We start from the raw sequence: 26,285 nt of genomic DNA on the forward strand, positions 1-26,285 counted from the left end.
TTAGACCTTACTTCATGAAACGAATAATAGATTTTACTATTGTTCGAACAGGTGCTTTAAAAATTGGATACTTTTTGATGAAGTCAGCCAATGAAGGACCCACTTTGTAGTAAAATGCAATGAATTGACGACCAATACTATTATATCTAAGCGTATTGTCGCGCCAATTTCTTAAAACTTGAATCTCATATTGCAAAGGTGTTCCATATGCTGCTGTCGCTACAAAGCAATCTGAGTTATTAGAACTACCAGAGTTTCCAGAAGAACTTGAACCTGAGCTGTTTCCTGTTCCACCTGAAATTACTTTAGATCGGTTATTACCGGCATTTCCTGAAATTACTTTAGGACGCCCACTACCTGTATTTCCACCTATCTCTTTTGACAAAATTAACATCTCCCATAAAAAATAATTCAATGTAGTAAAATTTTAATCAATTCCGTCTTTTCAATTGATTCATAATAATTAGATGATCTTTCATGACAAAAAAACATTATAAGAACACTTTTAAATGAAAATCCATAAAATAAATAAATCACCTAAAATGTATTTTAATGTATTTTAAATCAAATATTTATCCTTTTTTAAAATTAAAGTAAATATTTGTTTTTTTAAATTCTGATTGTCTAAAAAAATACAAAAAACCGATTACTATATATAAAAAATGTGAACTGATTCCTTCAAAATGTGGGCTAACCTAAAATTTTGAGACAATATAAAAAATCTTCGGAGTAATACACTTTTAATAAGTATTAACATCGAAGGTGTTTTTGCATGAGCAAAAATGTATATTCAAGCAAAATAAAAAGATAATTCATCGCATATAAAATCAATGCCCTACTTCTTTAGAAATCTAAAAAACCATTTACTTGAATCCTTTTTCGAAAAAAATTCTTGTTAACACTTGATTATAATTTAAATGTAGTACCATTTATTTGAAGGAGGATTATCACATGAAAAGAATCGGTCTCACATTACTTGCTTTGACACTCTCGACCATTCCAGTCGATGCTTCTTCAACTGACAAGAAAATCGAACAACTAAAAAAGGAATCGATTAAGGGGCATACATATTTAATGCATCGTACACTACAGATGAATCAGTCCTCCTCCAAGGAAATTGTCTCCATCTTTAAAAAGAAAAGAGATTCATTTTTTAATGACTATATCATCCGGGTTCACGAATTAAAAAACGGAAAATGGAAAGATTCTTATAAAAAAGTCATCAAAGAACAACATGATGTAAAGTTCATTACGGCTGGTCTTATCGGAAAATATGAACATACTGTTGTTGGCTACAAATCAGGGAGTAGAAATTTCTTGAACTCCTATCTCATTGGATCACCAGACGGAGAAACACTAAAAACGATTCAAACGAAGGAAGGACTTTTGATGGGAAATGCGAAGATCGCCAAAGGAAACCTTTACTATCTCAATCGTTCCATCACCCTCAGCAAATACAGCTATAAAAAAAATAAACTGGTATCGACTGGTCAACCAACGGGTCAAGATGATCGGATTGTAGCAGAGCAACCGGAAGTTTGGTTAGGACTGGAGCAGCTATCAGGAAGAGCGAAATATATCGGTAAACATACTTATACGGTTCATGTTGGAGATCGAATCGGAATAGGACGTAATCAATTGACCGATGCGAGAAACTACGAATATAGTCTTCATTCAAAAGGTCATTACACGATGGACTGGGACTATTCAAAAGTAAGTCTACTAACGAAAAAACCAGGTACAACGTATCTCATTCTTTCACCTGGACCTGGAGAAAAAGAAGTAGACATAGAAATCATCGTTAAAAAATGATCCAAAATCATATACCTCATGTCTGCTATACAAAACGTAGATAGGCAATATTTTAACGGCTTGAGCCCTTTAGGATTCAAGCCGTTTAATTGTTCTTGTTATCCTTCTTCGTACTTCATTAGTGACGTTTCACTTTTCACTGGAAGAGTACTTACTTTTGAACACAGAAAAAGCTTCCATCAAACCAGATAAAAGTGCTTGTCTATTGTAAACATCATTTATACGAAAGAATCTCGACTGAGCCGATTTGATAAAAATTCATCCTAATGGCTACTCTAAAAGCCAGTTCCTAAAATAATCAGGAACTGGCTTTTACTTATTTCACCGTAAATTTCACTGTGACAGAATTACCGTATGCTTCTGGTTCGAAATGCCATTTCTCGACACCCATTTTGATTGCTTTGAAGCCATAGCCATCAAGTTTCAGTTTACTTTCTCCTGATGAGAGTGCCCGGTAGACATATGGATTCGTATCCTTCGTCGACTTACGGACGATTCCGAAACGTTGTCCTTTTTTGAGCGTCATCGACTTATTACTCGTAAGATGCGTAGTTCCGCCATATTCATCAAGCGTCATGTATTTCGAGACTTTTCCAACAGCATCTCGATCATCCGCCCCCGTACCGATGCGATGTTTTAATGTCTTTCCTTTATAGGAATAGACATCATGAACGATCGTCATCGAACCAAGATAGAGTTTTTTATCTTTAATTAACGCGCGACCGAATGGGTACGCTTCTTTTGCTTCAAACACCTTCTTGATTGCCTTACCATCCGTTGATCCAATTAAAATTGGTGTTAGAAAGCTACCACTTCCCTCGACTGGTCCGATGACGAGTTGTTCTTTTTTCGCATCGACCAATTTTCCTTTAGCCCACACATCATAATAAGCTGTATCTCGATCCGTATACGTATAGATCGTCGTCCATTTTTTCTTCTTCGCATCATACTTCTGCGCTTTACCGATAACATCGTTCATGTACGTCTTCGTATTGAATCGTTCATACAGCGTAAACGTTTCAGGATACTTGCCACCAAGTAGATAGACGGACCGGACATCGATTGGTTTATAACCACCAGATAGTTTACTTTTCTTTAACGCAGCGATTTGGCGATCAACGATTGATTTCTCTGTTTTACTGAGTGCTGCTACCGAGTCACTCGCTACTGGTAATGTGCTGATGATGAAACCGAGTGCTGTTGCTACAACTACTTTTTTCATTTGAATTCCTCCTTATGATTAATACATCGTCGTATCGTTATGACTAAAGCTTTTCAGTTGTTCCGAATCAACGATATACCATCGTTCATCATCTAAGTTGTACTTCAGATAATACTTGAAGGGAACGTCATCTCCAGGATCACGCTCATCGAGTGAACCGTCATCTTCTTTGTAATAGTCACCTTCGTAGTAGCAAATGGCTTCTACGGTCGCCGTCAAATCAGTTGCTATTTCACTGACATTAATAGATGAAGGTGAATATTCGACATCATCCAAGTATTCTTCCCAATAAACACCTTTCTTGTCCATGCTTGCATAATAACTTTGTTGCTTACTTAAATAAGCAGAAGATGTGAACAACGTGAAAGCAGATGTATCCTTATCGATATATGCTTGTTCCCATTCTTTTGCATGTTGATATACGGTATTAACGATATCTTCTTTAACCGATTCTCGGACTTCCATGCCTCTTCCTGTCGCTGAATCTGAGAGCGACTTCCGTTGATCAACGAGCCAATCTTGTCCCGATTTCACAAGATTTAGTTCCCAGACAATCGTGCTGCCGTCCGGACGTTCGTGTAGATACGGCTGATAAGACCGTGAGGAGTAGTCGACCTTTACTCTGACCGTCGCCTTATCTCCTTTAATCGTAATATCGTTTTATAGACTGTAAATATAAAATAAAAACCTTCACTCCTGAGGGAGCAAAGGTTAAAAATGAATCATCGATCCGTCGCAGAAACACCAATCGCGCGGACATATCCTTTTGTATCGTAGTCGAACCAAAGCAGTGCTTTTTTGCTGACGTTATAATAGTAGGTACCTTCTTGCTTGAAGTTGAGATACTTCTCTTTTTTAATCAGGAAAATCATCTTCGTCGGAACTTCGCCTTTTTTCAGCTTCTCATGCTCATCCGGTTTACCGAGTGCTTTCTTGACCTCACTTAACTTGATCTTCCGATCGTCAAGCTTCGGTAACGTCATCAAGACACCGACATGCTCCGGATACTTCGCGCTGAAACGGAAATCCGAGTACAAATTCTTTCCTTTCAACTTGCCGAACACACAGCAGTCTGTTTCGTCGACCCCATAACTGGCGTCTTTTCCTTTGATGGTGAAGCGATCATACAGTTTTGCTTTCGCATCCAGCAATGTTCCTTTTTCCGCTGCTGCGAATTGTTTCTTTAAGTACTTGGCGTTTGACATGGTTTTGGCATCAATCGAAGTTGGGACGAGCAACACCAACATCATGACAAGCACGACGAGCCCTTTCATCCATTTCATTTGACGATTCCTCCTTTGTCACGGATTACGACTACTGTAACATTTATCCATTTTTATTTCATCATTCTATTTCAAAAAACATCAATCTATTTTTGAAATTTATTTTCTATTTCTGATGATCAAAAAACCTCTCACTAACATTAGGAGAGGTTTCACTCTATCAATTATCTAAGCGAGAAACGCTAAAGTGGTGTCCACCGATCAATGACGAATCGTTCATTTCGTCACCCAATCTCCACCAGCCTTTTCCCTTGTTGTTTGATTGTTTCATCATGCGTGACAAGGATGATCGTCTTTCCTTGATCGTTCAATTCTTGTAAGAGCGCCATCACCCGCTCAGCATTCGCTTGATCGAGCGAGCCTGTCGGTTCATCCGCTAAGATAATGTCACACTGCTTCAGCATCAATCGAGCTAATGCGACCCGTTGCTGTTCCCCACCTGACAACATGAAAACTTTTTGATTGATTTTGTCATTTAACCCAACAGAAGTCAGCACTTCTTCGATCGTCTTACCCGAGCGATAGCGTTTTTGAACGATCTCGAGATTCTGTCGAACCGTTTTCTGGTCGACGAGTGCGAAGTTCTGAAACAAGAAGCCAAGCTGCGTCCGGAAGTATGCCAGTTGATTGCGCTTATTCGTGATGTCCTTTCCGTCAACGACAATTGTTCCCGTATCGATCGGCTCTAGCGCTCCAATCATATTGAGTAGCGTTGTTTTCCCGCATCCACTCGGACCGGAAAAGATGACGAAGTCACCCTGAGAAATCGTTAACGATAGGTTTTCGAATAAGGTTTTTCCTTGAAATGATTTAGTCAGTTGTCGGATTTCAATCATAGATTTCCCCCCTTTAAAATGCGTTGGACATTTGCCCGTTCAATCTTTCGAATCAGCCAAATTAGCAAGACGCCTTCTGCCACTAGTAAGAGTCCTCCGCCAGCTAATAGTAGCCCGGGTGAAGAAAACTCAAGGATATAGGCAGTAAGCGCTACAGCCAGTGTACTGACAAGCGTAATTCCCATTGTTGACACGATCAGGCGTCTATTTTTCTTCCAGATGCTGTATCCCATCACCTTCTGAACCGATAACTCGATCGCATTCACTTGATACTCGAGTCGCAGCACCGTCCAGATGACAAGTAACTCCAGACTAAGAATCAGAATGACAAAGATCAGGTTCATATTCATCAATCGTTTTGCCGCTTCCCAGATGCCAAGATACTTTTCCCACGCATTCGTCTGTAAGACGAGTTCGTTCGTCATCTGTTTCTCCGCCACATAGTCTTGAAAGGCTTCTTGGTCCAGGTCATACATGACGTCAGCCAGTAAGACATTGGACAGTTGTTTTGGTGCTTTCGGTTGCTTTGCTTCATTGACGACGATGAGTAACGGATCATCGATGAGTGTACTGCCGCTAGTAAGATTTTGATCGATCGCGACGGTCTCGAAATCTTCCTGATAGCGGACGACCGTATAGGTGTCTGCGAGATACGCCCCGAGTCCGAGTTCACGAAGTCCACTATCAATGGTCGACTTCGCTGGAATTGAAATCCCCTCTGGCGCGAAGAATGTGAGTTCATGCGCAAAGACGGAGGCACTATTCGCAAATCGCCCGGCAACTTCATTAAATGCTGTCCGGTTCATCAAGACGGTCGGTTGATCTACCGTGAAGCTATTAACCGGGGTACTCAATGTCACTTTAAAGTCATCGTAAAAGCGTGTGTACAGTTCCGTCTGGATTCGTTCCGAGATGTCGGAACTTTTTTCATCCGAAAAGCGTGGAGAGGTTACTTTATGACCGATGTAAGTGTACGAATAATTTTTCTTCGCTTCAAAGAACGGGCGTTGTTTATAGATCGTCACCGCTTCGGCGATGACCGTGATACTGCTCGAGAGCATCAAAATCGTCAAGAACGCTGTTACGAATTTCATGCCATATGTAAAGACAAGTAACTTATTCGACCGCTGACCGTTTGAGAACGCTTCTTTGATCGTCAAGCGTCGTAAGCGGAGATAGACCAGTCCGTTTACGACAATCAATCCAACCATCAAGCCACTGAACAGCATCAAGTACGGATCAATTGGTGTGAACAAACGGAGTATCAAAAAGCTGACGATGAACGAAAGCAATAAAATGCCGGAGTCTATCAGAATCGAACGCGTTATCCAACGGGCTAACGATTCGCCCATCGATAGACGAACGAGCAATTCCTTTCTGACGACAGCCAGCTCATAGAAGGTCAGTAACACGGTGATGATCGCAACAAGTGTGAATACGCCTAAGATACGGTACCGTTCTGCCGACTCGTTATAACCAGGTTGCGGATAATTCCCCGCGTATGTATCAATCAATTCCATCTTAAACGCCTTTACGGCAGAAGCTGAACCAATCCCGTAGAAGTTCGGCGTATAGGAAACGGCAGGATGTTCGGATAACGACTTGAACTGGAACGTGATATCACCGAGAAAGACACTTTGATAGATCTGTTCTTCAATCGAGCGGGAGGCAAATGCCGCTTTTACACCAGCCGTCCCGTAAATCGTCTTCGTACTCGAGAGCGTCCGATTAGGCGTCTCTTCATAGGTGAAGACATCGACCTGATGTTTCGTCGAGGCTCGCTCGATATCTGCTAGCATCTGTTGTTCCGAAACCTTCGGATTCGGATAGATCGTCGTCGACACGAATGGTTCTGCGAATCCTTCAAGTGTCAGCATCCGACTTTCTCCAATGATGAACAGACTCGTAAACACCATCACGGTTAGAATCATTAACTTCAAGCGTTTCATCCGGTTTCCTCCCATCTTTTAGTAATACGTTCAGATTACCTTGAAACATGAATAACCAAAAGATGTAATTTTATCAAGCAATCCTACAGAATGCGTCTTTTAAAAACAATAGCCATCTATTCCTTAAAATCAGCAGACTCGCTTCTCTTTTACAACTAGGAATCTAAGGACTATAAGCGAATTAGGAAGATTTCCTCTTTAATTATCTTTTTTCCATGACTTACTCCGTATCTTTCGATTGGTAGAACGATACTGATTTCTTTTTTTCCGAACACCCCAGCGGATAAGTAGAGTTATCCTGAAAGCAATCGCGCTAGAATGCGGGTTTATCTGAAGCGAATGGACGGAAGGATGGAAAATCACACGGCTTACGCTCATCGAAAGTTAAAGAAACCGTTGGCATGATTGAAGAAATGGAGCGTTGCGCCCGGCGGATAACTCTACTTATACTAAAACTACCGCGGAATACATAACAGATATGCATATCTGAAGAAACGGATACCCATGAACGACTTACTACGTAACTGGATTCCCCTCGTCAACTCCCTCCTGTCCCGCCTCTCGATCCACCCGAATGAACATGATGAATGCCGGCAAGCTGCCCTCCTCCGACTTTGGAAATCAATCGAAGAAGGAAAGGTCATGACCGTCACCTTCGCCCGGATCCGGGCAAAAGGGGCGATGCTAGACTACTTAGCGACCCGTAATCGAACGCTTGCGACCGAAGTCGCGGTCGAGACGATGCCGGAGCTTCCTCGGACACCGAACGTCTCCTTTCATTATCTCCTCAGCGAACTTAAACGGGATCTGTCGAATAAAGAGTACACGTTTCTCGAAGCCTTGATGCACGGCACGGAAGAGACGCTCGGTTACTCACCGGCGCGACTCCGTTCATTGAAGTCGGAACTCCGGCAGAAAGTCCAGTTCCTTCTCGGATGATGACCTACTATCAAGAACGCTTACTCGCGATCATCGAACAGGCGGACTATCGTCCCTTGACGAAAAAAGCCTATCGCTCCGACGTACGGCATCTCTGTCACCATGTCGAGCGGATCGACGTCCCGTCGCTCCAACGCTATGGTAAGTTCCTACGCGACACGTACGCCCCAGCAACTGCCGCTCGACGACTACATGCGCTCTCCATCCTGTTTGATCAATTGGTCGCGGAACGTTCACTACAGGCGAATCCGTTGGCTCGTGTCAAAAAACCGGTTCCCGCACCCTACCGACGACTTGCCTTCACGTATGACGACGTCCACCGTGTCCTTGAGACGATTCGTGATGAGACCGTCTATGCCTTTAGCTTTCTTCTCCTGCACACGGGACTAAGGTTTTCGGAAGCCCGTGACTTACAGCTCGCAGATATCGACTTTGCGCGCGATCAGTTACTCGTCCGAAGTGGTAAAGGCGATCAATCCCGTCAGGTTCCGCTGCATCATGCATTACGTGATGTCCTGACGCGTTACATCGAGACGATTCGCCCTGATGTCCTGCCGTTGTTTTGTGAAGATAGTGGACGACCGGTCAATCCGGCAAAGTTTCGTCGTGTCCTAAAAGAAGCAAGTGAACGATGTCTCGGACGGATCCTACGACCGCATGACATCCGGGTCACGTTCGCAACGACACTTTATCACGTGCATCAGACGGATATTCTGACCATCATGCGCTTACTCGGTCACAGCGATGTCCGGACGACTCAGCACTACGTCCTACCGTCGCACGACATTGCCCATACGTCAGTCAATCGACTCAAGCGGACAGACGATTAAGAACGTCCCGGACGTGATTCGTCTGGCTACGGATGTATCCTTCCGTCGTCGAGATGCTGGCGTGACCAAGCAGACGCTTTATATCGAGCAACTTCAACCCTGCCTGCTGATAAAGATAGGTCGCATAGGCGATCCGGAGCATATGCGGACGGACGTGACGCTTCAAGGACGTAAATCCAACCTCGCGAAGTGCCTTCCTTGCCGCATGTTCATTGATCATCCGTCCCGTGACGGACTGAAACAAGTAGCCGGTCGTGCGACCTGTAAGAAACAGACTAATCTTGTCGCAAAGGGTCACTCCGATTGGAACGGTCCGTGTCCGCCCACCTTTCCCGTGACGAACATACAGTTCATTCTTCGCTAAATCAAAATCCTGCACCGTCAACAAACGGGCCTCCATGAAGCGGAGGCCCGTTTGGCTGAGCACCTCGAAGAAGAGGCGATAGGTTGGATCTTGAATCTGTCGAATCACGGGGATCAACTGTTCACTATCATAATAGGTCTCATCTTGGAGACGTTGATGGACGATCGGACGGATCTCGACCATCGGATTCTTTTTGATCCGTCGTCGCTCAACGAGGACATTTCCGAGCCGGTGTAAGGCATGATACCGTCGCAGGATCGTCGACGGCTTATAATGTGCTTTCATCCAGTGAAAGTAGCGTCGTAAGGACGTGACTGACCAATCGATTTGATGCAAACGCATTTGCCGAAGATCACTCCGGTATGCCTTGATCGTATGGGCTGCCCGCGAGAAATCGTTCAATAAATACTGATCGAGATAGTCATAGTGGGTCATAGCTGGTTCCTCCTTCTTATAGGGACTGACGTGACAGCCGATGGAGTACATGATTGATTTTCGATGAAATATCAAGAATCGCTTTCCCTAAACAATCAATGCACGAAAAACAAAAATAAGGAAAAAAGTTACAATCATATTGAATCTATGTTCTGTAGAGCAGAAAAAGCATACCTTTCTTTACCCTGAACGACAGCGCATTGATTCCCTCCACTAATCGATAAAGGAGCTTACATATGAATACGGATAACGACTACCTTGGCAATCCATCAGATATTCTCGTCACGACGTATGTGACGGAAGAAGACTTGCGCGACATCATCGCAACCGAATTTAAAGATTTTTGGCACCCGAAACTACGCATCACGCCACATGAGCTCGTGATTAGCGGATCGACCGTCTCAACAGAACATCGATTTGCCCATCATAAATCGTTCACCCTCACGATTGCCCCGTTTCGCATCCGTCATAACATCATCTCGTTTCATATCTATGACATCAGCCCAGCCTCCCAAGAACAGACGATTTTGAATCTGCTAAAGGCAAACCCAAACTTGTCTTACAGCTATCACATGATTCATGTCCATCTTCAACCATGCGACTTCGGAAATCCGTTTTTCCATACGCTCCAGTATACGAAATTAATGGATCATAAAATCCTCGTCGGTCTCCACCTATAATCAATACGCTTTGATGTTTCCTCACCTGCGGATGTTATTTGAAAAAAATGTATATGATTGAATGAAAAAGGGTATCTAGATTACACCTTTACCATTCGATTAAACATTCCACTCTGCCGAGGTGACTCCATCCATCATGCCAAACCATACGATGCATGCTCATACTGACTTTTTACTTGTTACGTTATCTTATCTGATTGCCGCAACATCCGCTTACATCGCAATTGAACTCGCGGGACGCGTCAAAACAGCGACCGATCGCTCGAAACATCTTTGGTTGATTGCCGGTGGCTCGATTTTAGGTCTCGGCATTTGGTCGATGCATTTCGTCGCGATGCTTGGTCACGGTACCTTGAAGGATGCGACCTACTCGTTCCCGCTCGTCTTTCTATCGGTTCTCATCGCGATGACGGGATGTATCCTTGGCTTTTATCTCGTCGCCCGTCGCATGTCCCGTGAATCGTTCGTTCTTGGTGGTTTTTTGATGGGAAGTGCGATTGCTGGCATGCATTATGTCGGGATCACCGCTTTACAGGGAATGACCCTGCAGTATCATACAGGATATGTGTTGCTCTCGATCTTGATTGCGATTGCTGCTTCTTGGACCGCACTCTGGATCGGTTTCTTTTCGCGTTACGCAAAGCAACAGATGTTGGTACAAACGAAAGTCTTCTTTGCTCTCATCATGGGCATCGCGATCTCCGGAATGCATCATGTTGGGATGCTCGGCTTAGAGTTTCAGATGATTCCATCGTTCACGAGCAATCAAGTCATCGAACCAGCGATGCTGTTGACACTTGTCTCAATCGTCACGCTCTTTTTGTTCATCGTTTTCTTCGCTTCCGTCTTGTTTGACCTCCAGTTACGTAAACGTGACTTCATCCAAGCGACGATTCTTGAATCAACCGAAGATGGTGTCGTGACGACGAATCCTGACGGTCTGATCCAATATGCAAACTCGCTGTTCCATGATTTTTTCCCGGAACGTCACTCATACTTAACGGAACATGACGTAGCCTTACGTCTTGATGTGCCCGATCTTACGAAACAGATGCTACACGTCGACGAACGTATCCTTGAAGTCGTCAATCACCCGCTAAAAGGCGAGAACTTGAATCAGACACTGTGGTTCTTCCGCAACGTCACCGATCAAGTCTCGTCCCAGCAACAACTCGAACACCTTGCCTTTCATGACCGGTTGACGGATTTACCGAATCGAGACAAGATTACACTCTTTATCGAGGAACAGATCAGACAAGCGATTCCGATTTCGTGTCTCGCGCTCAGTATGGATCGTTGGCGTTCTCTCAGTGATATGCTCGGACATAAAGGCGTCGAGAGTCTGTTGCTGCAAATTGCAGAGCGTCTGCAAGCGACGATTCACGCCCGTGATGTCCTAGCACGCCTTGATTCATCCGAATTCCTCGTTCTCCTCAGTGACGAGCGGAGTCAGCTGGCGACACAAAAAGCCGAGAAGTGTTACGCTGCCCTATCGCAACCATTTGATATCGATGGAACGGTCATTACGCTGACGATGCGCGCCGGGATCAGTCATTACCCGGAAGACGCCACAACAGCAGAAGAACTGATTGAGTATGCGAAACTGGCACTACATGCTTCGTTTACTGAAGCGCAAAACACGATCAAGGAATTTAAGGTCGAGAATCGAAACGATATCTTACGGACCGTCCAGATTGAAAAATTCATGACGGAGGCACTCGAAGCAGAAGCCTTTGAGCTCGTCTATCAACCAAAGATTGCAGTAGTTACGGAACGAATGACCGGTGTTGAAGTGTTGGCACGCTGGACGCATGATGAGCTTGGCTTCGTCTCACCAGCCGAGTTCATTCCCGTCGCTGAAAATACGGGAGCAATTCATGCCTTAGGTGACTGGGTGTTACGTACTGCTTGCCTACGCTGGGTCGCGTGGCAAGACCAAGTACTGGAACCATTCTCGATTGCCGTTAACGTTTCCCCACTTCAGTTCGCGAGTCAAAAATTCTTACGTCGCGTCGAAACGATTCTCGCAGAGACAGGAATGAATCCCGCATACCTGGAGCTCGAAATCACGGAGTCCGCCGCCTTATCGTATGAGACGGCTATCTATGAAAAATTAGCACGACTACAGGAACTCGGTATTCAGGTTTCCCTCGACGACTTCGGTACTGGTTACTCGTCCTTTAAACAACTTCGTTCATTACCGATTCAGTTATTGAAGATTGACCGTTCATTTATCAGTTCGTTATTTGACGGTAAGAATCAACAAGCAATCGTCCAATCGATGATTCAACTTGGACATAATCTCGAGATGGAGGTGTTAATTGAAGGAGTAGAAACGTCGGAGCAGGCAGATTGGCTCGCGCAAGAAGGCTGTGATTATTTCCAGGGCTATTATTTTAGTCGACCGTTAAAAGAAGAAGATCTGTTTGAATATTTAAATCTATTACGATCGAGCGGAAGCGCCTAATTTTTTGTCATAGCCTCGTAGCGGAGTAATTTTGATAATCACTAAATCGCTCATCTCTCTGGGAATAAAGAAAGCACCTGAATCCATAGATTCAAGTGCTTTCTTTTTTCGGTAAAAAAATAAACTAACCAAGTATTAGAAACGATTTTATGTCTTGGTTCATTCCTACGTATAAATTATTAATTGCTTGTTGAATATCTTTTTTACTCGAAAAAGAATCTTCAATGATTTGATTGGTATTATATGAATTCGCTTCAAGATGATTTTTTAATTCAATGAGATAGAATCGCTGCTTGTCATTAAAATACTCTGGTTGATATCTTACACTATGTCCGATGTTTTTTACTAAGTTATTCATCTCACTCAATAATTTTCGTAAGTCCGATTTTTTTATATCTTCTTTTTTCAATGTTGAAGAAGCGAGAACGTTCTCAATCTGTGCGCTTATTTTTTCGTTGTATGATTGATTTTCTGACAGAGTTGAAACATTTGCAGACAGTTTTTTTAGATTGTTCATATAACGAGTTGTTGTTTTATTTTGATCTACTTCGATTTTCTTATTCACACTTAAAGCGCTATACGGATACATATAATTAATTACTAGTGCAGTAACAATAACTATGATCATAACGATTCCTATGTATTTTTTTGTATTACTTTTCAATTTCCCCACCATCCTTTTCAGAACAACTACTATGTTATGAAAAATATAACACGTATTAATTTGATTACAAAGCTAACCTTATTAATAAAATTATTCTTTTTTATTAATAATCTACAACCATAGAGATAAAAAAATATAGATACTAAATTGGAGTGATTCTTGGTCAACGTGAAACACTTGATATTTTGATGAATATCGCACAGTTTAATTAGTCTAGTTAACAAATGGTATCCGTATTACGTACTCAAAAACAATGGAGTATAAACTTTTCAAACTTCCTTGGAAATCCATACAAAAAGAGTGCACTTGGGTGAACAGTTCGTTTCATCCAAGTGCACTCTTTCGATTGTTCTTTAATCTCTACTATACAAATCCCGTGTATAAACTTTCTCTTCCACATCACTCAACTCTGGATGCATGCGGTTCGAAAGAATTATATCCGATTCTTGCTTGAACGCTTCAATGTCACGAATGACACGTGAGTTGTAGAACGTATCTTCCGTCAAGACCGGTTCGAAGACAGTCACTTCAATTCCTTTTGCCTTGATCCGTTTCATGATACCTTGGATTGATGACGCACGGAAGTTGTCCGAATCCGTTTTCATCGTCAGGCGATATACACCTACGACTTTCGGATTTTGTTTGATGATTGTATCCGCGATATAGTCTTTCCGTGTCCGATTCGCTTCAACGATTGCACCGATAATGTTGTTCGGAACATCCTCATAGTTCGCAAGTAGCTGCTTTGTATCTTTCGGTAAGCAGTATCCACCGTATCCAAACGACGGATTATTGTAATGGCTACCAATACGGCTATCAAGACCAACACCTTCAATGATCTGTTTAGAATCCAGGCTTCTGACTTCTGCATATGTATCGAGTTCATTGAAGAAAGCGACACGCATCGCAAGATAGGTATTCGAGAAGAGCTTGATCGCTTCAGCTTCCGTAGAGTCCGTCAATAAGACAGGAACATCTTTCTTTACTGCTCCTTGTAGTAACAAGTCTGCAAATTGCTGCGCACGTTCTGATCGTTCCCCAACGACGATACGCGAAGGATAGAGATTGTCATGCAATGCTTGCCCTTCACGCAAAAACTCTGGTGAGAAGACGATATTCGGCGTATCGAACTTTTCTTTCAACTCTTGTGTATAACCGACTGGTACCGTCGACTTGATGATCATCGTCGCATCTGGATTAATCGCAAGTACTGTTGCGACGACACTCTCAACCGTACGCGTATTGAAGTAGTTCCGTGTTGGATCGTAATCTGTCGGCGTTGCGATGACGACGAATTCTGCTTCTTTGTAGGCTTCGAAGTTATCTGTCGTCGCGTGTAAGTTCAATTCCTTATGTTGAAGGAATTTTTCAATTTCTGCGTCAACGATTGGTGATTTACGGTTGTTGACCATTTCGACCCGTTCTTTAATAATATCGATTGATGTGACTTCATTATGTTGTGCGAGTAATACGGCCATTGATAGACCAACGTATCCTGTTCCTGCTACTGTGATTTTCATTTATTTACCACCTTACGTTTTTTTAAAGTACACAAAATATCAATTTTATTGTCCAACAACACATATACCAGTACATAGAGTAAAGATGCAACAATTACGACGATGAGTACTTCCATGTAATTTGAATACATATACGGGATAGTTAGCTTTAAAAATACCCACAAAATTAAACTACTAGGAATTACAATTAATGAGTCTTTAAAGTAGTTCTTTATCTCTATGATTTCTTTGACAAAGTATGTTTGAAGCAACATTACTATCGATTCTGTTATGATTGCAGTGTATACAGCACCCATTGCTCCAAATTGTGGAATTAAAAATATGTTTAAAAGCACACTAAATAATGCTCCTATTAAAATAGAAATCATATAAAATTTATCCATATTTCTTGGTAATAAAATTTGAGTTCTAATGACATTTGCCCAAGCAATAATTACTCCGACTGGAACAAGAATTTCTATTAGTTCACTAACGTATGCATAGTTATTTCCTAGATACAAAGAAATAAAATATGGTGAAATCGTGTAGATACCCACACTTAGACCAAATGCAATAAAAATACTGAACTTCATAGATTTTCTAATTATTTTATCAATGTCATTCTTATTTTTATTTAAATTCATTTTTGACATTTTAGGCATCATTACTACACCTAATGATGCTATTATAGTTGTCTGTACTAAGTTAAATTGCAATGCTGTTGAATAAAATCCTAATTGAGTAACATTTGAAAAAGTAGCCAACATTATTTTATCTAGCAATTTATAAATACTTATAGATATTACTGGAACAAATAAAATGATTGATCCTTTTAAATGTTTTTTAAAGAAACCTTTATTAAATTTCAATATAGGTTTTTCAACTTCTTTAAGTAGTCTTGGCCACATTATTAAATTACTTAACAATGTACCTGATGACATTATAAAAATATACTTGTCTAAATCATTTGTATTTTTCACCAATAAATATACCAATAACAAAGTTAACAACTTTATAAACGTATTTCTAATTACTATCATTTTAAAATATTGCTTGCCTACAAAATACCAATTAACATCAAATAAAGCTGATATAAACAAAGGTACTTGAAAAATTAAATAATTTTTGTACTTTATATCAATAAAAGTAATTATAACGAACAATAATAATGATAAAAAAACAAAAGAAACTAATTGAACCAAATATATCTCCCAAAATTCATTACGTGTAGATTGTGCTATTTTTCGGCTTCCATAAATATTCATCCCTAACAGAGTAAAAAGAACAAAGTAGCTAATTATTGAAAAAGTGTAGTTGTATATACCAATACCTTTAATCCCTATTGTTTGTGTCAAATAAGGAATTAAAATTAAGGGAACAATTAAAATTAAAATTTGATAAACTAAGTTATATAAATAATTTTTTTTCATATACAGTTGGAATTCCTTTCCCTTTCTGATTCTTTCATAATGTTAACAGTTATAATCCCTAAAAAAGTAACATATAAATAAAAGAAAGGGGTATTTCTTAGCAGTTGAAATTCAAAATATTGAGAAGCCATTGTTGCCAATACAATTCCTAAAATTGAGTTCAACCAATAATTTTTATCAATTTGATTCAATTGAGTTTTATATTTAAAAAATTGTAATAGTGGTTTAAATAATAAATATAGACCTATAACAAGCCAAATTAATCCACCTTCAACTAGTAACCCTATATAAGTATTGTGCCAACTGTTGAACCAAGGCATTCCAAACGAAGCAAGAATATAACCTGTCGTTCCATATCCATGCCCTTCTAAATTTATAATACTCTTACCTAATTCGAACAACTGAAATCTTCTATCAATCTCAATTCCTCTACTACCTATTACAACAATTAAAACAGTTGTCACACCTAAACTATATAATGCGAATACAGTGATTTTTTTTATTAAGCTGGTTCTTTTTTGAATAAAAGTAGTCAGTGCAATCACAGTTATCCCAATACCCATCATTAGTATTGATCCTCGTGAAAAGGTACCAATAATTATAAGTATATATATAAAAATATATGGAAGGCTTCGCATGACTTTTTGTTCTCGTATTTGATTGTTTATCATTAGTATAAAAATAAACGCTGTTAACATTCCTAACTGATTACTGTTATCAAACATTCCCTTAAGTCGTTCATTTTCCAAGGTGAAAATACTATTTATAGAAAAAATTAAAAAAACAAACAAAAAAGTTTTAAAAGTCACATTTGTAAACTCATTTACAGATATTTTTTTACCTATTTCTATAGAAATGAATAGTACTAAAATTGATGGGATTATTAAATTAATAGATGCTCCTAAAGTTTGCGCTTTTTGTATACTCCAAAATGAAGTTATCAATGAAAAAGTTATGAGAATGGAAAATGTAAATATAAATTTATTAAAAGTGTCATCCTTTATTAATATTTTTTTTAATAGCACAAGTAATAAAGAAAAACTTATACAACTTAAAAATATAATTAAATTTATATTTTTGTTTTCTGTAAGAGAACTACTGTGAAACATTATTGCGATAATTAAAAATATGAGCGCTATTTTATATGTTTTTGCTTTAGTTTCCATGTGTTTTTTGGTATTCATAGTACTCTCCATTTATCAAGCCATAAAGATTACCTTTAATTTTATTTATATTTATCAAAAAATCAATTTTTCTTTTTTTATTCTTAGAAAAGTAACGAGTCAACATTACAGGAATAGCAATTATTCTAAGAGTTATTATTACGATTCTTTTAAGCACACCCTTAAATCCAAATAAGTCTTTTTCTATTAAGGCAGCTGTATAACCAGTTCTAAATGCTCGATTTAAAATCCATTGACCGTTCGCCCTAGATAAAGGGATTTTCTCAAACACTTCAGCATCTTTTACATATAAAAGTTCGCTTCCTTCTCTTAATAATCTTATTTTTAAATGAGTATCGCTTCCACCAGTCAAAGCATATTTTTTATCTAGAGGATAATCCATATGCTTAATCTTATTAATACTAAATAGAGCGTTTGCAGTTAAGGGAGCTTTAGGTTTGTGATAGTAAGTACTATTTTTTATCCATAATGGTGGAGTCTCTTCAAAAACAGGAGTAACACTTCCTAAAATTATTTTTTCTGGATTAGTCATATAATTTCTTATCATTATTTCAATCCAATTATCTTTTATTGTTTCATCATCATCTAAAAAAGCAATGACTTCACATTTCTCATTTATTGCTTCTTTAATTGATCGATTCCGTGCAAAAGAAATACCTCTATTTTTTTCATGAAAATATTTAATTTTGATTTGATTATTACGCTTTTTAAAATTTTCAATTATGTTCAAAGCACTTTTGTCTGGATCATTATCTACTACAATAATACCTAAATTTGTATTTACTGGAATTGTAGCATTATATATTGAATCCAAAAGATCTGTAAGATAGTTTTTCCTTTTGTAAGTACAAATACAAATTTCTAAATTGATTTTTAACATATAAGTTCACCCTTATTTTTTATTAAAATATTTTCAGTCTAATTCCATAAACAATTTTAAGAATACTGTGAGGCATTAAAGATGCAACATATAGACCAAATTTGTAAGGTACATTTTTTTTACGACAATCCCATTCTTTTATTATTTCCCGAGCTTTCAATCTATCGCCAGATAAACACATAGTATATATGTATGCAATCATTTTAAAATCGAATTTACTTTTTATATTTGATAATTCTTTTTTGCTTCTGGAAGAATTATTAATTTCTTCTTTTAAAACTTCCATATAAGCAGGAGCGTAGGCTAATTTTATTCGAGTACGAGCATTATTTTCGGCCATTCTATTATAAGTAACACAAACTTTTTCAGTAAAAGCAACACGACTATTGATTCTCGCCAATTTCGAAAAGAAATGCAAATCTTGCCCTATATTTTCACCAGGCTTAAATAGACCAGATTCTTTGAGTGCTCTTTTTCTTACAGTGGTTGCAGATGTCCAAACAAACTCGTATTTATTATTAATTTCTGACCAATAATTAGAAATGCCATATTTATTGGATTCTAAATTTCCTTTGGAATAATTAACTTTATTATTTGGTAGATCTACTTTATATGCAGTAACGAAAATATCAGATTCATTAAACATCATTGTTAATTTATTTATTTCATGCAAATAATCATGGTTCCATAAATCATCCGCATCTAAAAAACAAATAAATTCACCGCTCGATTTATTTATACCTAAATTTCTAGCAACAGACACTCCAGAATTCTTTTGCTCAAATATTTTTATTCTGTTATCACTAAAAGTATTGACTAACTCTAATCCGTCATCAGTCGATCCATCATCAACAATTATTAATTCAAAATCCTCAAATGATTGCTGTATAACACTCGAAATAGTCTCTTTAATATGATTCCTTTTATTGTACAAAGGAATTATTACTGAAAATTTCATTAATCTCACCTATTCTAATGTTCTTTTTATTTTTTTGTTTAATGACAAATTTAGGAATTCTTTATTGTTAGATTCAAAATTTTCATCAATTTCTATTATCAAGTTTCCAAAAATTTTACTTAAAATAGGCAGCTTGACAAGTTTATTTTTTAAAAAAATCGGTATATAAATAAAATTTATTTTTGTTCTTTTAATTTTACTAAAAATCAGGATAATTTCTTTGGTACTATAGTAGTGTAAACTTTGAGGAAAGCTCAATCCTTTAACATCAAACAACACATACTGAACAAGATACTCACAAAATTCTTCAATGTATATCATACTTCTTTGATTATCAATATTAAGAAAAAATCTTGTTTTATAAACCATGTTTAGTAGTTTAATTAGATTTCCTGGAGCATCTTTTCCAAATATCATAGGTGGTCTTACTATTAGAACTTTAAAATCTTCATTTACCAATTGTTTAATATTTTTTTCACCGAGTAGCTTAGATTTACCATATAAACTTTTAGGAAGTAATGGTGTATTTTCTTTTATTACACCAGTATCTAAACCATAAACTGCAATGCTACTAATATAAATAAACTGACCAACTTTTTCTTTCTTAGCTTTTTTAGCAATTTCGTATGGAAGTTCACTATTAATACGATAATATAATTGTGTATTCTGTTTTCTTTCGTTTAAATGAACGATTGATGCTAAATAGATAATTGAATGGAACACAGAAAAGTCAATGTTTCTCCATGTTTCATCTCTTACACTAATCATTTTTAAATCAATACTTTGGTTGTATCTTGTATCAACTAATGATCTGAAATTTTTCCCGACATATGAATTTTCTCCAATTACCAATACTTTTTTCAAAAATTTCACCTCTTAGTATTGATATTTTGTTTAAGAGAAGGACCCCCTTCAGATACTCCTTCACTTTTTATTACACTTATTGCCGTTGAAAAAATACACTTACAGTCTACCCAAAAATTTATATTTTTCATGTACTCACCATCTAATTTTGCTTTTGAGTAAATATCTAATTCATCTCGTCCACTTATTTGTGCCCAGCCAGTTAGACCTGGTAGTGTATTGTTTGCACCGTACTTATCTCGTTCATCAATCAAATCAAATTGATTCCACAATGCCGGTCTTGGTCCAACAAAACTCATCTCACCTTTAATAATATTAAATAGTTGAGGTAACTCATCTAAACTTGTTTTACGTAGTACTTTACCAACGCGTGTGATGTAGACATCTGGATCAGCCAGCAAATGGGTAGGCATATCTTTTGGTGTTTCAATATACATTGTCCGGAACTTTAAAATATTAAAGTGACTTTTATTTAAGCCCACCCGCTTTTGCTTGAAAAAAATAGGTCCCTTTGATTCAAGTTTGATCGCTACCATAATTAAAAAAAATACTGGAATTAATATGATACACGTTATTAATGCCAACATAAATCCTAACAACCGCTTAAACATCATATAACTCATCCACTTTAGCTCCTTATGTCTATACCAATTTTTGTTTTACAATGGCTACATCGTTTGCAATGTCGAGTAAGATATTTCGTAACTGCACCGGATTGAGCTGATTATTTTCAACCATTCGCAAAATTTCTTCAATCGGTTCTGCTTGTTTCGTTCGACCTACGAAAATCTTCGGATAAATCGCTTCTGGATCGACTTCTCCGTCTTTTAGTAACTCTTCGTACATCTTTTCTCCTGGTCGAATGCCCGAAAATACAATTGGCATCTCATCTTCTGTGAAGCCACTCAACTCAATCATATTTTTCGCAAGATCAACGATTTTAACAGGTTCCCCCATATCGAGAACAAAGACTTCGCCACCGTCAGCTAAAATACCCGCTTGGATGACCAAACGACTTGCTTCTGGAATCGTCATGAAGAATCGAGTCATCTCTGGATGAGTGACTGTTACAGGTCCACCCGCTTCGATTTGTGATTTAAAGAGTGGGATGACCGATCCCCGACTACCAAGAACGTTACCAAAACGAACTACTGCGAACTTCGTCCGACTCCGTTTCCCTAGATCCTGGATAATCATCTCGGCAATACGTTTCGTTGAACCCATGACGTTCGTCGGGTTGACTGCTTTATCCGTCGAGATCATTACGAACCGCTCAACCTCATGACGATCAGCTACCTCCGCTACATTTTTTGTACCATAAACATTATTTTTCACAGACTCGTATGGATTTGCTTCCATTAAAGGAACGTGTTTATGAGCTGCTGCGTGGAAGACGACATCCGGACGATATTGTGCAAACACTTCTTCAAGTCGCATCCGATCTTGTACATCCGCGATAACAGGAATCAAATTGATTGCTGTCTGTAAACCACGTAGTTCTCGTTCAATTAAATAGATACTATTCTCACCATGACCGAGTAGTAACAATGTCGTAGGATTGAACTGAATGATTTGGCGACAGATTTCTGATCCAATCGACCCGCCAGCTCCTGTGACGAGAACCGTCCGTCTCTCAATCTCACTACGAATTCCTGAGATATTCAGTTCGACTGCTTCTCGCCCGAGCAAGTCTTCAATTGAGACATCTCGAATCGCATTAACCGAGATTTTTCCAGTCACGAGTTCTTCAATCATTGGTAACGTCTGGACGTTTTTACAAAGTGTCTTCGCTTCTGTTATTAATTCAATTCGTCGTTGTTGCGACAACGATGGAATCGCTAAAACGATTGCTTCGATTTTATATCGTTCGATGACGGCTTTTAGATCTTCCGTCGTACCTGCGACTTCAAGTCCTTGAATCACAAAGTGCATATGCTTCGGATCGTCATCAATGAATGCTACTGGCTTCAATTCGTGAAATGGTGATGCATAGAGTTGACGAACCAATGCTCGCCCAGCACGCCCTGCTCCGATGACCAACGTTCGCTTACGCGATTTGATCATGCGCCTTGGTAGAGCATACTTCCGCCAGTGCTGACCAATCCCAAGTAGACGTAATCCGACTCGAATCGCTCCGAGTAACAATAATGAAATACAAAAACTTAATAGCGTGATACGTTCTAAAACTTGTCCGAAGAATAGAACTTGATACACTATTAAGCCGATTGAGCTCAACGCAAGGGACAATGACAACGTCATGGCCTCTTGCACACTCGCATATTTCCAATTGACACGATATAACTTCATTAAGAAAGCCAGCGTGATGAAGAGTAAAGCAAATACTGCAGCGGACTGAACTAGTGCACGACTGTCAATCAATGAAAATAATTCCTTCGGATACAAGAAAAAATATGTAAAGCTCATTGCTACAATCAATGCGAACGCATCCATACATGCTAATAAAAAGGTCCGATAGTAATAGTACTTCTTCAAGAGGACAACTCCTTTCAACTAATATTTAAAATGCTATTTTTTAAACAAGCGATTGTTCTTTATGAGCTTCAAGTAGCTCTTGCATGATTTCTGCGACGTCTTGACCTAAATCTTTACGATTCAATGCAAACTCAAGTGTTGTCCGAATGAATCCTAGTTTTTCACCGACATCATACCGTTTACCATCAAACTCGTAGGCAAAGACACGTTGCATCTCGTTGAGTCGTGTAATCGCATCCGTCAATTGAATTTCGCCACCTGAGCCGACCTGTTGTGTTTCGAGATACTTAAAGATTTCTGGTGTGAGTAGATAACGTCCTAAGATCGCTAAGTTCGATGGTGCAGTTCCCGGTGCTGGCTTCTCAACGAATGATTTTACCTTATGTAATTGTTCTGAGATGCTCGTACTTGGATCAACGATGCCGTAACGATTCGTATCTTTTTCCGGAACTGGCTGTACACCGATGATTGAACTATTCGTGATTTCATATTGCTCGATTAATTGTCGTGTACACGGTATGTCTGCTTGAACGATATCATCACCCAGCATGACGACGAATGGTTCGTTCCCGATAAATGCTTTTGCTTGAAGAATCGCATCCCCTAAACCTTTGGGTTTCGATTGACGAATGAAGTGGATATTGATATTCGTCGTTGCTTCAACAAGATATAACAATTCCGATTTATTTTTTGAAATCAGGTTTGCCTCGAGCTCTGGTACAGAATCAAAATGATCTTCGATCGCACGTTTCCCTTTACCGGTGATGATTAAGATATCTTCAATTCCTGATTCAATTGCTTCTTCAATGATGTATTGAATCGTCGGTTTATCGACGATTGGTAACATTTCCTTTGGCATCGCTTTTGTCGCCGGTAAAAAACGTGTACCAAGACCTGCTGCTGGAATGACTGCTTTTTTTACTCTCATTACGAAATACACTCCTCTATCAAGTTTCAAGATGGCAAATTATATTTTTCATTCCATTCTTTATGTAAAATACAATACCATATGACAAGCATCATTTTCCATAAAGTTTTCCATAATTTAATAATGTAAGCGTTAACATAGAAAAAAGAGAGTGCGAATTCACTCTCTTTCCCTTACCTTGACAAAAAATGTTACACCCATTGCCCCTTCCAATTCTTCTCGACAGGACTCGGTGGATTGATTGTCACGAGTTGGTTCAAGAGAACGGCTTCATTATTTTCATAAATTTCATCGATCAACCAATCTTCGAACGTTTTCTCAAGCACTCGTTCGCATTGCTTCCAGTAGAATGGGCGTTTCTCGAGATGATGTGCATCACTTGCAATGAGATGGGCTAAACCGTTTTCAAGCAAAGCGATTGCGAACCGCTGGACATCCTTTCCGTATTTCCCGATTAAACTGGCACATGTCACCTGACTAATCGCACCGTTTGAAATCAATTCAAACAGCAATGACGGATTTTGAATGATTGCCTTATTTTTTTCCGGATGGGCGACGATTGGAATATAGCCATCGGAAATCAATTCAGCGAAGACTTGACGTGCGTAAGACGGAATCCCACTTGACGGAAACTCGATTAAAATATAACGTGACTCGTTGAGTGTCAGTGCTTGTCCTGCTTCTAACGCTTGCATCAACTCACCAATCAAACGAATCTCATGACCTGGATAAACGATTAGTGGAATATCACGTTGCTTCAACAAAACATTGAACTCGTTGACCGTCAGTTTCACATCGACATCTTCCGTTTCGAATTGTGGATGATAAAGATGGGGTGTCGCGATAATCCGCGACACTCCCTCTTCAGCGGCTTGTTCAGCTAACTGTAAGGCATGTTCGACACTAGCCGGACCGTCATCGACGAGCGGCAAGATATGACAATGGATATCAACCATGTAGATCTCCTTCACTCATAGGAATAGTAGTATTGATATGCTGAATCATCCGTTAGTTCACGACGGTTCAAGACGACACCGAGGATTTTTGCCTCCGCCAGTTCAAGTTGTTCTTTTGCTTTCAAGACCCGTTGACGATCGGATGTCGTACAACCAACGACTAAGACGACGCCATCAGTTAATTTCGAAGTAATCCGACTATCGGCTACTTGTAATAATGGTGGTGCGTCAAAGATGATGACGTCGAATTCTTCACGGAGTTGTGCCACAAGATGCTCCATCGCACGCGACGATAAGAGTTCCGCTGGGTTCGGTGGAATCGGACCCGCCGTCAAAATTGATAAGTTATCAACTTTAGTTGGTAAGATGGCTTTTTCTTTTTCCGCTTGGCGTGTCAACAAACTTGAAAGTCCAAGCCCATTCGCTACACGGAAAGTATAGTGGACCGTCGGACGACGCATGTCCGTGTCAATAATCAAAACTTTCTTACCTTGTTGAGCATAAGCAACTGCTAAGTTCGAAGATGTCGTCGATTTCCCTTCACCTTGTGTTGCTGAAGTAACGAGAATCGCTTGAATCTCACGATCGACGGCCATAAATTCAATATTCGTCCGGATTGTGCGGTACTGCTCAGCGACAGGTGACTTAGGTTGCGTGACTGTAATCAGCTTTCTTGCATCTTTATTCATCTTACTCTTCTTAGCCATGTTGTTGGACCGCCTCTCGTTTTGCTGCTTTTGACGATGACTTGAATACTTTGCTATCAATGTCCGGGATACTACCAAGAACCGGAAGATCAAGAATCTGTTGGACTTGATCTTCTGTCCGGATGCGACGGTCGAGTACTTCACGTAAGAACGCAAGACCGACACCAAGTAAGAATCCGACGACTGCTGCGATTGCTGTGTTTAATAAGATGTTTGGACTGATGGGTGACGTCGGGATACTGGACGTTGATAAGACTTTAACGTTATCTACGCTCATTAATTCTTGGACATCCGCACTAAAGATTTCTGCAATCGAATTTGCTAAGTTCGATGCGAGTGCTGCGTCCGTATTTTGAACAGAAACATTAATGACCTGTGAATTTTGTTCACTTTCAACAGTGACCATATCGTTTAGTGATTTAATACTTGTTGGTGCATTCGCTACTTCTTTTTGAACCTGTTCTAAAATCGCTGGGCTCTTGATGATGACTCGGTATGTATTAACCAATGTGACAGATGACTGAACTTGTGATGCATCGATGACTTGATTTTCTTGCTTGTTTGGTGTGACGAGAATTTGAGTTCCTGCTTGATACGTTGGTTTAATTAAAAAGCTACTGACGGCAAATGAGATGAGAGCGGCGACAATCGTCAACGCCAAGATGCGCCAGAACGATTTACGTAAAATCGAAAATAATTCCTGTAAGCTAATCGTTTCATTCATGGTCTAATTATTCTCCTTTATTTGTCTAATTCAGTGACTTCCTACATCAACTAGGACTCAGTATAACAAATATTTGGGAAATGGTTGATGTTTTTTTAGGAAATGTCATACGTTTATTGAAAAACATTGCGTATAATAAAAGATGAATTGTTACTTTTTACATTCATTTCCGTATCTCGAC

Annotated in this window: 25 protein-coding genes; 5 read left to right on the top strand and 20 right to left on the bottom strand. The window is 39.2% G+C overall.

Annotation, left to right across the window (positions count from 1 at the left end; genetic code table 11):
• Positions 1 to 7: 7 nt before the first annotated feature.
• Complete coding sequence (locus K7G97_RS14255) at positions 8 to 415, bottom strand: CFI-box-CTERM domain-containing protein (protein ID WP_223040872.1); 408 nt, start codon at positions 413 to 415, stop codon at positions 8 to 10.
• 536 nt (positions 416 to 951) lie between these two features.
• Here K7G97_RS14255 and K7G97_RS14260 point away from each other — a divergent pair.
• A complete protein-coding gene (locus tag K7G97_RS14260) occupies positions 952 to 1,812 on the top strand; it encodes a hypothetical protein (RefSeq protein ID WP_223040873.1) in 861 nt (286 codons plus the stop codon).
• Positions 1,813 to 2,128: 316 nt separating this feature from the next.
• Here the strand turns inward: K7G97_RS14260 and K7G97_RS14265 are convergent, their stop codons facing one another.
• From K7G97_RS14265 to K7G97_RS14285, 5 genes are all read right to left on the bottom strand, one after another.
• Complete coding sequence (locus tag K7G97_RS14265) at positions 2,129 to 3,034, bottom strand: hypothetical protein (protein WP_223040874.1); 906 nt, start codon at positions 3,032 to 3,034, stop codon at positions 2,129 to 2,131.
• An 18-nt stretch (positions 3,035 to 3,052) separates the two neighbouring features.
• Positions 3,053 to 3,568 (bottom strand): hypothetical protein, encoded by a 516-nt coding sequence (locus K7G97_RS14270; RefSeq protein WP_223040875.1) that lies wholly within the window; start codon positions 3,566 to 3,568, stop codon positions 3,053 to 3,055.
• A gap of 188 nt (positions 3,569 to 3,756) precedes the next feature.
• Entirely contained in the window at positions 3,757 to 4,317 is a 561-nt protein-coding gene (locus K7G97_RS14275; RefSeq protein ID WP_064299294.1) for a hypothetical protein, read from the bottom strand.
• A 224-nt stretch (positions 4,318 to 4,541) separates the two neighbouring features.
• The gene (locus K7G97_RS14280) at positions 4,542 to 5,153 is read right to left on the bottom strand and encodes an ATP-binding cassette domain-containing protein (protein ID WP_223040876.1); all 612 of its coding nucleotides are present in this window, start codon (positions 5,151 to 5,153) and stop codon (positions 4,542 to 4,544) included.
• The gene (locus K7G97_RS14285) at positions 5,150 to 7,102 is read right to left on the bottom strand and encodes a DUF1430 domain-containing protein (protein ID WP_223040877.1); all 1,953 of its coding nucleotides are present in this window, start codon (positions 7,100 to 7,102) and stop codon (positions 5,150 to 5,152) included. Before K7G97_RS14285 ends, K7G97_RS14280 begins: the two co-directional genes overlap by 4 nt.
• A 504-nt stretch (positions 7,103 to 7,606) precedes the next feature.
• Between K7G97_RS14285 and K7G97_RS14290 the strand changes: the two genes are divergently transcribed.
• Both K7G97_RS14290 and K7G97_RS14295 read left to right on the top strand, forming a co-directional pair.
• A complete protein-coding gene (locus tag K7G97_RS14290; protein ID WP_029342674.1) occupies positions 7,607 to 8,041 on the top strand; it encodes a sigma factor in 435 nt (144 codons plus the stop codon).
• Entirely contained in the window at positions 8,038 to 8,871 is an 834-nt protein-coding gene (locus K7G97_RS14295; protein ID WP_223040878.1) for a tyrosine-type recombinase/integrase, read from the top strand. Before K7G97_RS14290 ends, K7G97_RS14295 begins: the two co-directional genes overlap by 4 nt.
• Here K7G97_RS14295 and K7G97_RS14300 read toward each other — a convergent pair.
• Positions 8,852 to 9,670: a tyrosine-type recombinase/integrase gene (locus K7G97_RS14300; protein WP_223040879.1), complete on the bottom strand. Its 819-nt coding sequence runs from the start codon at positions 9,668 to 9,670 to the stop codon at positions 8,852 to 8,854. The two genes, K7G97_RS14295 and K7G97_RS14300, sit on opposite strands and share 20 nt — an antisense overlap.
• Before the next feature lie 236 nt (positions 9,671 to 9,906).
• Between K7G97_RS14300 and K7G97_RS14305 the strand changes: the two genes are divergently transcribed.
• Positions 9,907 to 10,350, top strand: a complete 444-nt coding sequence (locus tag K7G97_RS14305) for a hypothetical protein (protein WP_223040880.1) — start codon at positions 9,907 to 9,909, stop codon at positions 10,348 to 10,350.
• A gap of 136 nt (positions 10,351 to 10,486) precedes the next feature.
• On the top strand, positions 10,487 to 12,817 hold the full coding sequence (locus K7G97_RS14310) for a bifunctional diguanylate cyclase/phosphodiesterase (RefSeq protein ID WP_262415763.1): 2,331 nt from the start codon (positions 10,487 to 10,489) through the stop codon (positions 12,815 to 12,817).
• A 124-nt stretch (positions 12,818 to 12,941) separates the two neighbouring features.
• Here K7G97_RS14310 and K7G97_RS14315 read toward each other — a convergent pair whose 3' ends face one another.
• The 13 genes from K7G97_RS14315 to K7G97_RS14375 all read right to left on the bottom strand — a co-directional run bounded on the left by K7G97_RS14315 (position 12,942) and on the right by K7G97_RS14375 (position 26,104).
• Positions 12,942 to 13,481, bottom strand: a complete 540-nt coding sequence (locus K7G97_RS14315; RefSeq protein WP_223040881.1) for a hypothetical protein — start codon at positions 13,479 to 13,481, stop codon at positions 12,942 to 12,944.
• A 353-nt stretch (positions 13,482 to 13,834) separates the two neighbouring features.
• On the bottom strand, positions 13,835 to 15,001 hold the full coding sequence (locus K7G97_RS14320) for a nucleotide sugar dehydrogenase (protein ID WP_223040882.1): 1,167 nt from the start codon (positions 14,999 to 15,001) through the stop codon (positions 13,835 to 13,837).
• Positions 14,998 to 16,410 carry an oligosaccharide flippase family protein gene (locus K7G97_RS14325; protein ID WP_223040883.1) on the bottom strand — a complete coding sequence of 471 codons (1,413 nt, stop codon included), beginning with the start codon at positions 16,408 to 16,410 and terminating at the stop codon, positions 14,998 to 15,000. The genes K7G97_RS14320 and K7G97_RS14325 overlap by 4 nt, the downstream gene beginning before the upstream one ends.
• Positions 16,407 to 17,576, bottom strand: a complete 1,170-nt coding sequence (locus K7G97_RS14330) for a hypothetical protein (protein ID WP_223040884.1) — start codon at positions 17,574 to 17,576, stop codon at positions 16,407 to 16,409. The genes K7G97_RS14325 and K7G97_RS14330 overlap by 4 nt, the downstream gene beginning before the upstream one ends.
• Positions 17,566 to 18,474: a glycosyltransferase family 2 protein gene (locus tag K7G97_RS14335; protein ID WP_223040885.1), complete on the bottom strand. Its 909-nt coding sequence runs from the start codon at positions 18,472 to 18,474 to the stop codon at positions 17,566 to 17,568. Before K7G97_RS14335 ends, K7G97_RS14330 begins: the two co-directional genes overlap by 11 nt.
• A 22-nt stretch (positions 18,475 to 18,496) precedes the next feature.
• On the bottom strand, positions 18,497 to 19,432 hold the full coding sequence (locus K7G97_RS14340; protein ID WP_223040886.1) for a glycosyltransferase family 2 protein: 936 nt from the start codon (positions 19,430 to 19,432) through the stop codon (positions 18,497 to 18,499).
• A gap of 9 nt (positions 19,433 to 19,441) precedes the next feature.
• Complete coding sequence (locus K7G97_RS14345; RefSeq protein ID WP_223040887.1) at positions 19,442 to 20,296, bottom strand: NAD-dependent epimerase/dehydratase family protein; 855 nt, start codon at positions 20,294 to 20,296, stop codon at positions 19,442 to 19,444.
• Positions 20,297 to 20,301: 5 nt separating this feature from the next.
• Complete coding sequence (locus tag K7G97_RS14350; protein WP_223040888.1) at positions 20,302 to 20,919, bottom strand: sugar transferase; 618 nt, start codon at positions 20,917 to 20,919, stop codon at positions 20,302 to 20,304.
• A 19-nt stretch (positions 20,920 to 20,938) separates the two neighbouring features.
• On the bottom strand, positions 20,939 to 22,789 hold the full coding sequence (locus K7G97_RS14355; protein WP_223040889.1) for a polysaccharide biosynthesis protein: 1,851 nt from the start codon (positions 22,787 to 22,789) through the stop codon (positions 20,939 to 20,941).
• A 40-nt stretch (positions 22,790 to 22,829) separates the two neighbouring features.
• Positions 22,830 to 23,717, bottom strand: a complete 888-nt coding sequence (gene galU / locus K7G97_RS14360) for a UTP--glucose-1-phosphate uridylyltransferase GalU (protein ID WP_223040890.1) — start codon at positions 23,715 to 23,717, stop codon at positions 22,830 to 22,832.
• A 191-nt stretch (positions 23,718 to 23,908) separates the two neighbouring features.
• A complete protein-coding gene (locus K7G97_RS14365; RefSeq protein WP_223040891.1) occupies positions 23,909 to 24,673 on the bottom strand; it encodes a tyrosine-protein phosphatase in 765 nt (254 codons plus the stop codon).
• Between the two features lie 11 nt (positions 24,674 to 24,684).
• Complete coding sequence (locus K7G97_RS14370) at positions 24,685 to 25,380, bottom strand: CpsD/CapB family tyrosine-protein kinase (RefSeq protein ID WP_195864389.1); 696 nt, start codon at positions 25,378 to 25,380, stop codon at positions 24,685 to 24,687.
• The gene (locus tag K7G97_RS14375; protein WP_223040892.1) at positions 25,373 to 26,104 is read right to left on the bottom strand and encodes a YveK family protein; all 732 of its coding nucleotides are present in this window, start codon (positions 26,102 to 26,104) and stop codon (positions 25,373 to 25,375) included. Before K7G97_RS14375 ends, K7G97_RS14370 begins: the two co-directional genes overlap by 8 nt.
• Positions 26,105 to 26,285: the final 181 nt, after the last annotated feature.

Origin of the sequence: Exiguobacterium acetylicum, from assembly GCF_019890935.1 — a bacterium.
GTDB classification, from domain to species: domain Bacteria; phylum Bacillota; class Bacilli; order Exiguobacteriales; family Exiguobacteriaceae; genus Exiguobacterium_A; species Exiguobacterium_A abrahamii.

What these genes read in the sequence shown, in the direction of transcription:
- K7G97_RS14325 (WP_223040883.1), bottom strand. Translation starts at nt 16,410, where the DNA reads ATGAAAAAAAATTATTTATATAACTTAGTTTATCAAATTTTAATTTTA.
- K7G97_RS14320 (WP_223040882.1), bottom strand. Translation starts at nt 15,001, where the DNA reads ATGAAAATCACAGTAGCAGGAACAGGATACGTTGGTCTATCAATGGCC.
- K7G97_RS14285 (WP_223040877.1), bottom strand. Translation starts at nt 7,102, where the DNA reads ATGAAACGCTTGAAGTTAATGATTCTAACCGTGATGGTGTTTACGAGT.
- galU (WP_223040890.1), bottom strand. Translation starts at nt 23,717, where the DNA reads ATGAGAGTAAAAAAAGCAGTCATTCCAGCAGCAGGTCTTGGTACACGT.
- K7G97_RS14365 (WP_223040891.1), bottom strand. Translation starts at nt 24,673, where the DNA reads ATGGTTGATATCCATTGTCATATCTTGCCGCTCGTCGATGACGGTCCG.
- K7G97_RS14335 (WP_223040885.1), bottom strand. Translation starts at nt 18,474, where the DNA reads ATGTTAAAAATCAATTTAGAAATTTGTATTTGTACTTACAAAAGGAAA.
- K7G97_RS14305 (WP_223040880.1), top strand. Translation starts at nt 9,907, where the DNA reads ATGAATACGGATAACGACTACCTTGGCAATCCATCAGATATTCTCGTC.
- K7G97_RS14260 (WP_223040873.1), top strand. Translation starts at nt 952, where the DNA reads ATGAAAAGAATCGGTCTCACATTACTTGCTTTGACACTCTCGACCATT.
- K7G97_RS14350 (WP_223040888.1), bottom strand. Translation starts at nt 20,919, where the DNA reads ATGAGTTATATGATGTTTAAGCGGTTGTTAGGATTTATGTTGGCATTA.
- K7G97_RS14340 (WP_223040886.1), bottom strand. Translation starts at nt 19,432, where the DNA reads ATGAAATTTTCAGTAATAATTCCTTTGTACAATAAAAGGAATCATATT.
- K7G97_RS14265 (WP_223040874.1), bottom strand. Translation starts at nt 3,034, where the DNA reads ATGAAAAAAGTAGTTGTAGCAACAGCACTCGGTTTCATCATCAGCACA.
- K7G97_RS14375 (WP_223040892.1), bottom strand. Translation starts at nt 26,104, where the DNA reads ATGAATGAAACGATTAGCTTACAGGAATTATTTTCGATTTTACGTAAA.
- K7G97_RS14370 (WP_195864389.1), bottom strand. Translation starts at nt 25,380, where the DNA reads ATGGCTAAGAAGAGTAAGATGAATAAAGATGCAAGAAAGCTGATTACA.
- K7G97_RS14330 (WP_223040884.1), bottom strand. Translation starts at nt 17,576, where the DNA reads ATGGAAACTAAAGCAAAAACATATAAAATAGCGCTCATATTTTTAATT.
- K7G97_RS14280 (WP_223040876.1), bottom strand. Translation starts at nt 5,153, where the DNA reads ATGATTGAAATCCGACAACTGACTAAATCATTTCAAGGAAAAACCTTA.
- K7G97_RS14290 (WP_029342674.1), top strand. Translation starts at nt 7,607, where the DNA reads ATGAACGACTTACTACGTAACTGGATTCCCCTCGTCAACTCCCTCCTG.
- K7G97_RS14310 (WP_262415763.1), top strand. Translation starts at nt 10,487, where the DNA reads ATGCCAAACCATACGATGCATGCTCATACTGACTTTTTACTTGTTACG.
- K7G97_RS14275 (WP_064299294.1), bottom strand. Translation starts at nt 4,317, where the DNA reads ATGAAATGGATGAAAGGGCTCGTCGTGCTTGTCATGATGTTGGTGTTG.
- K7G97_RS14300 (WP_223040879.1), bottom strand. Translation starts at nt 9,670, where the DNA reads ATGACCCACTATGACTATCTCGATCAGTATTTATTGAACGATTTCTCG.
- K7G97_RS14295 (WP_223040878.1), top strand. Translation starts at nt 8,038, where the DNA reads ATGATGACCTACTATCAAGAACGCTTACTCGCGATCATCGAACAGGCG.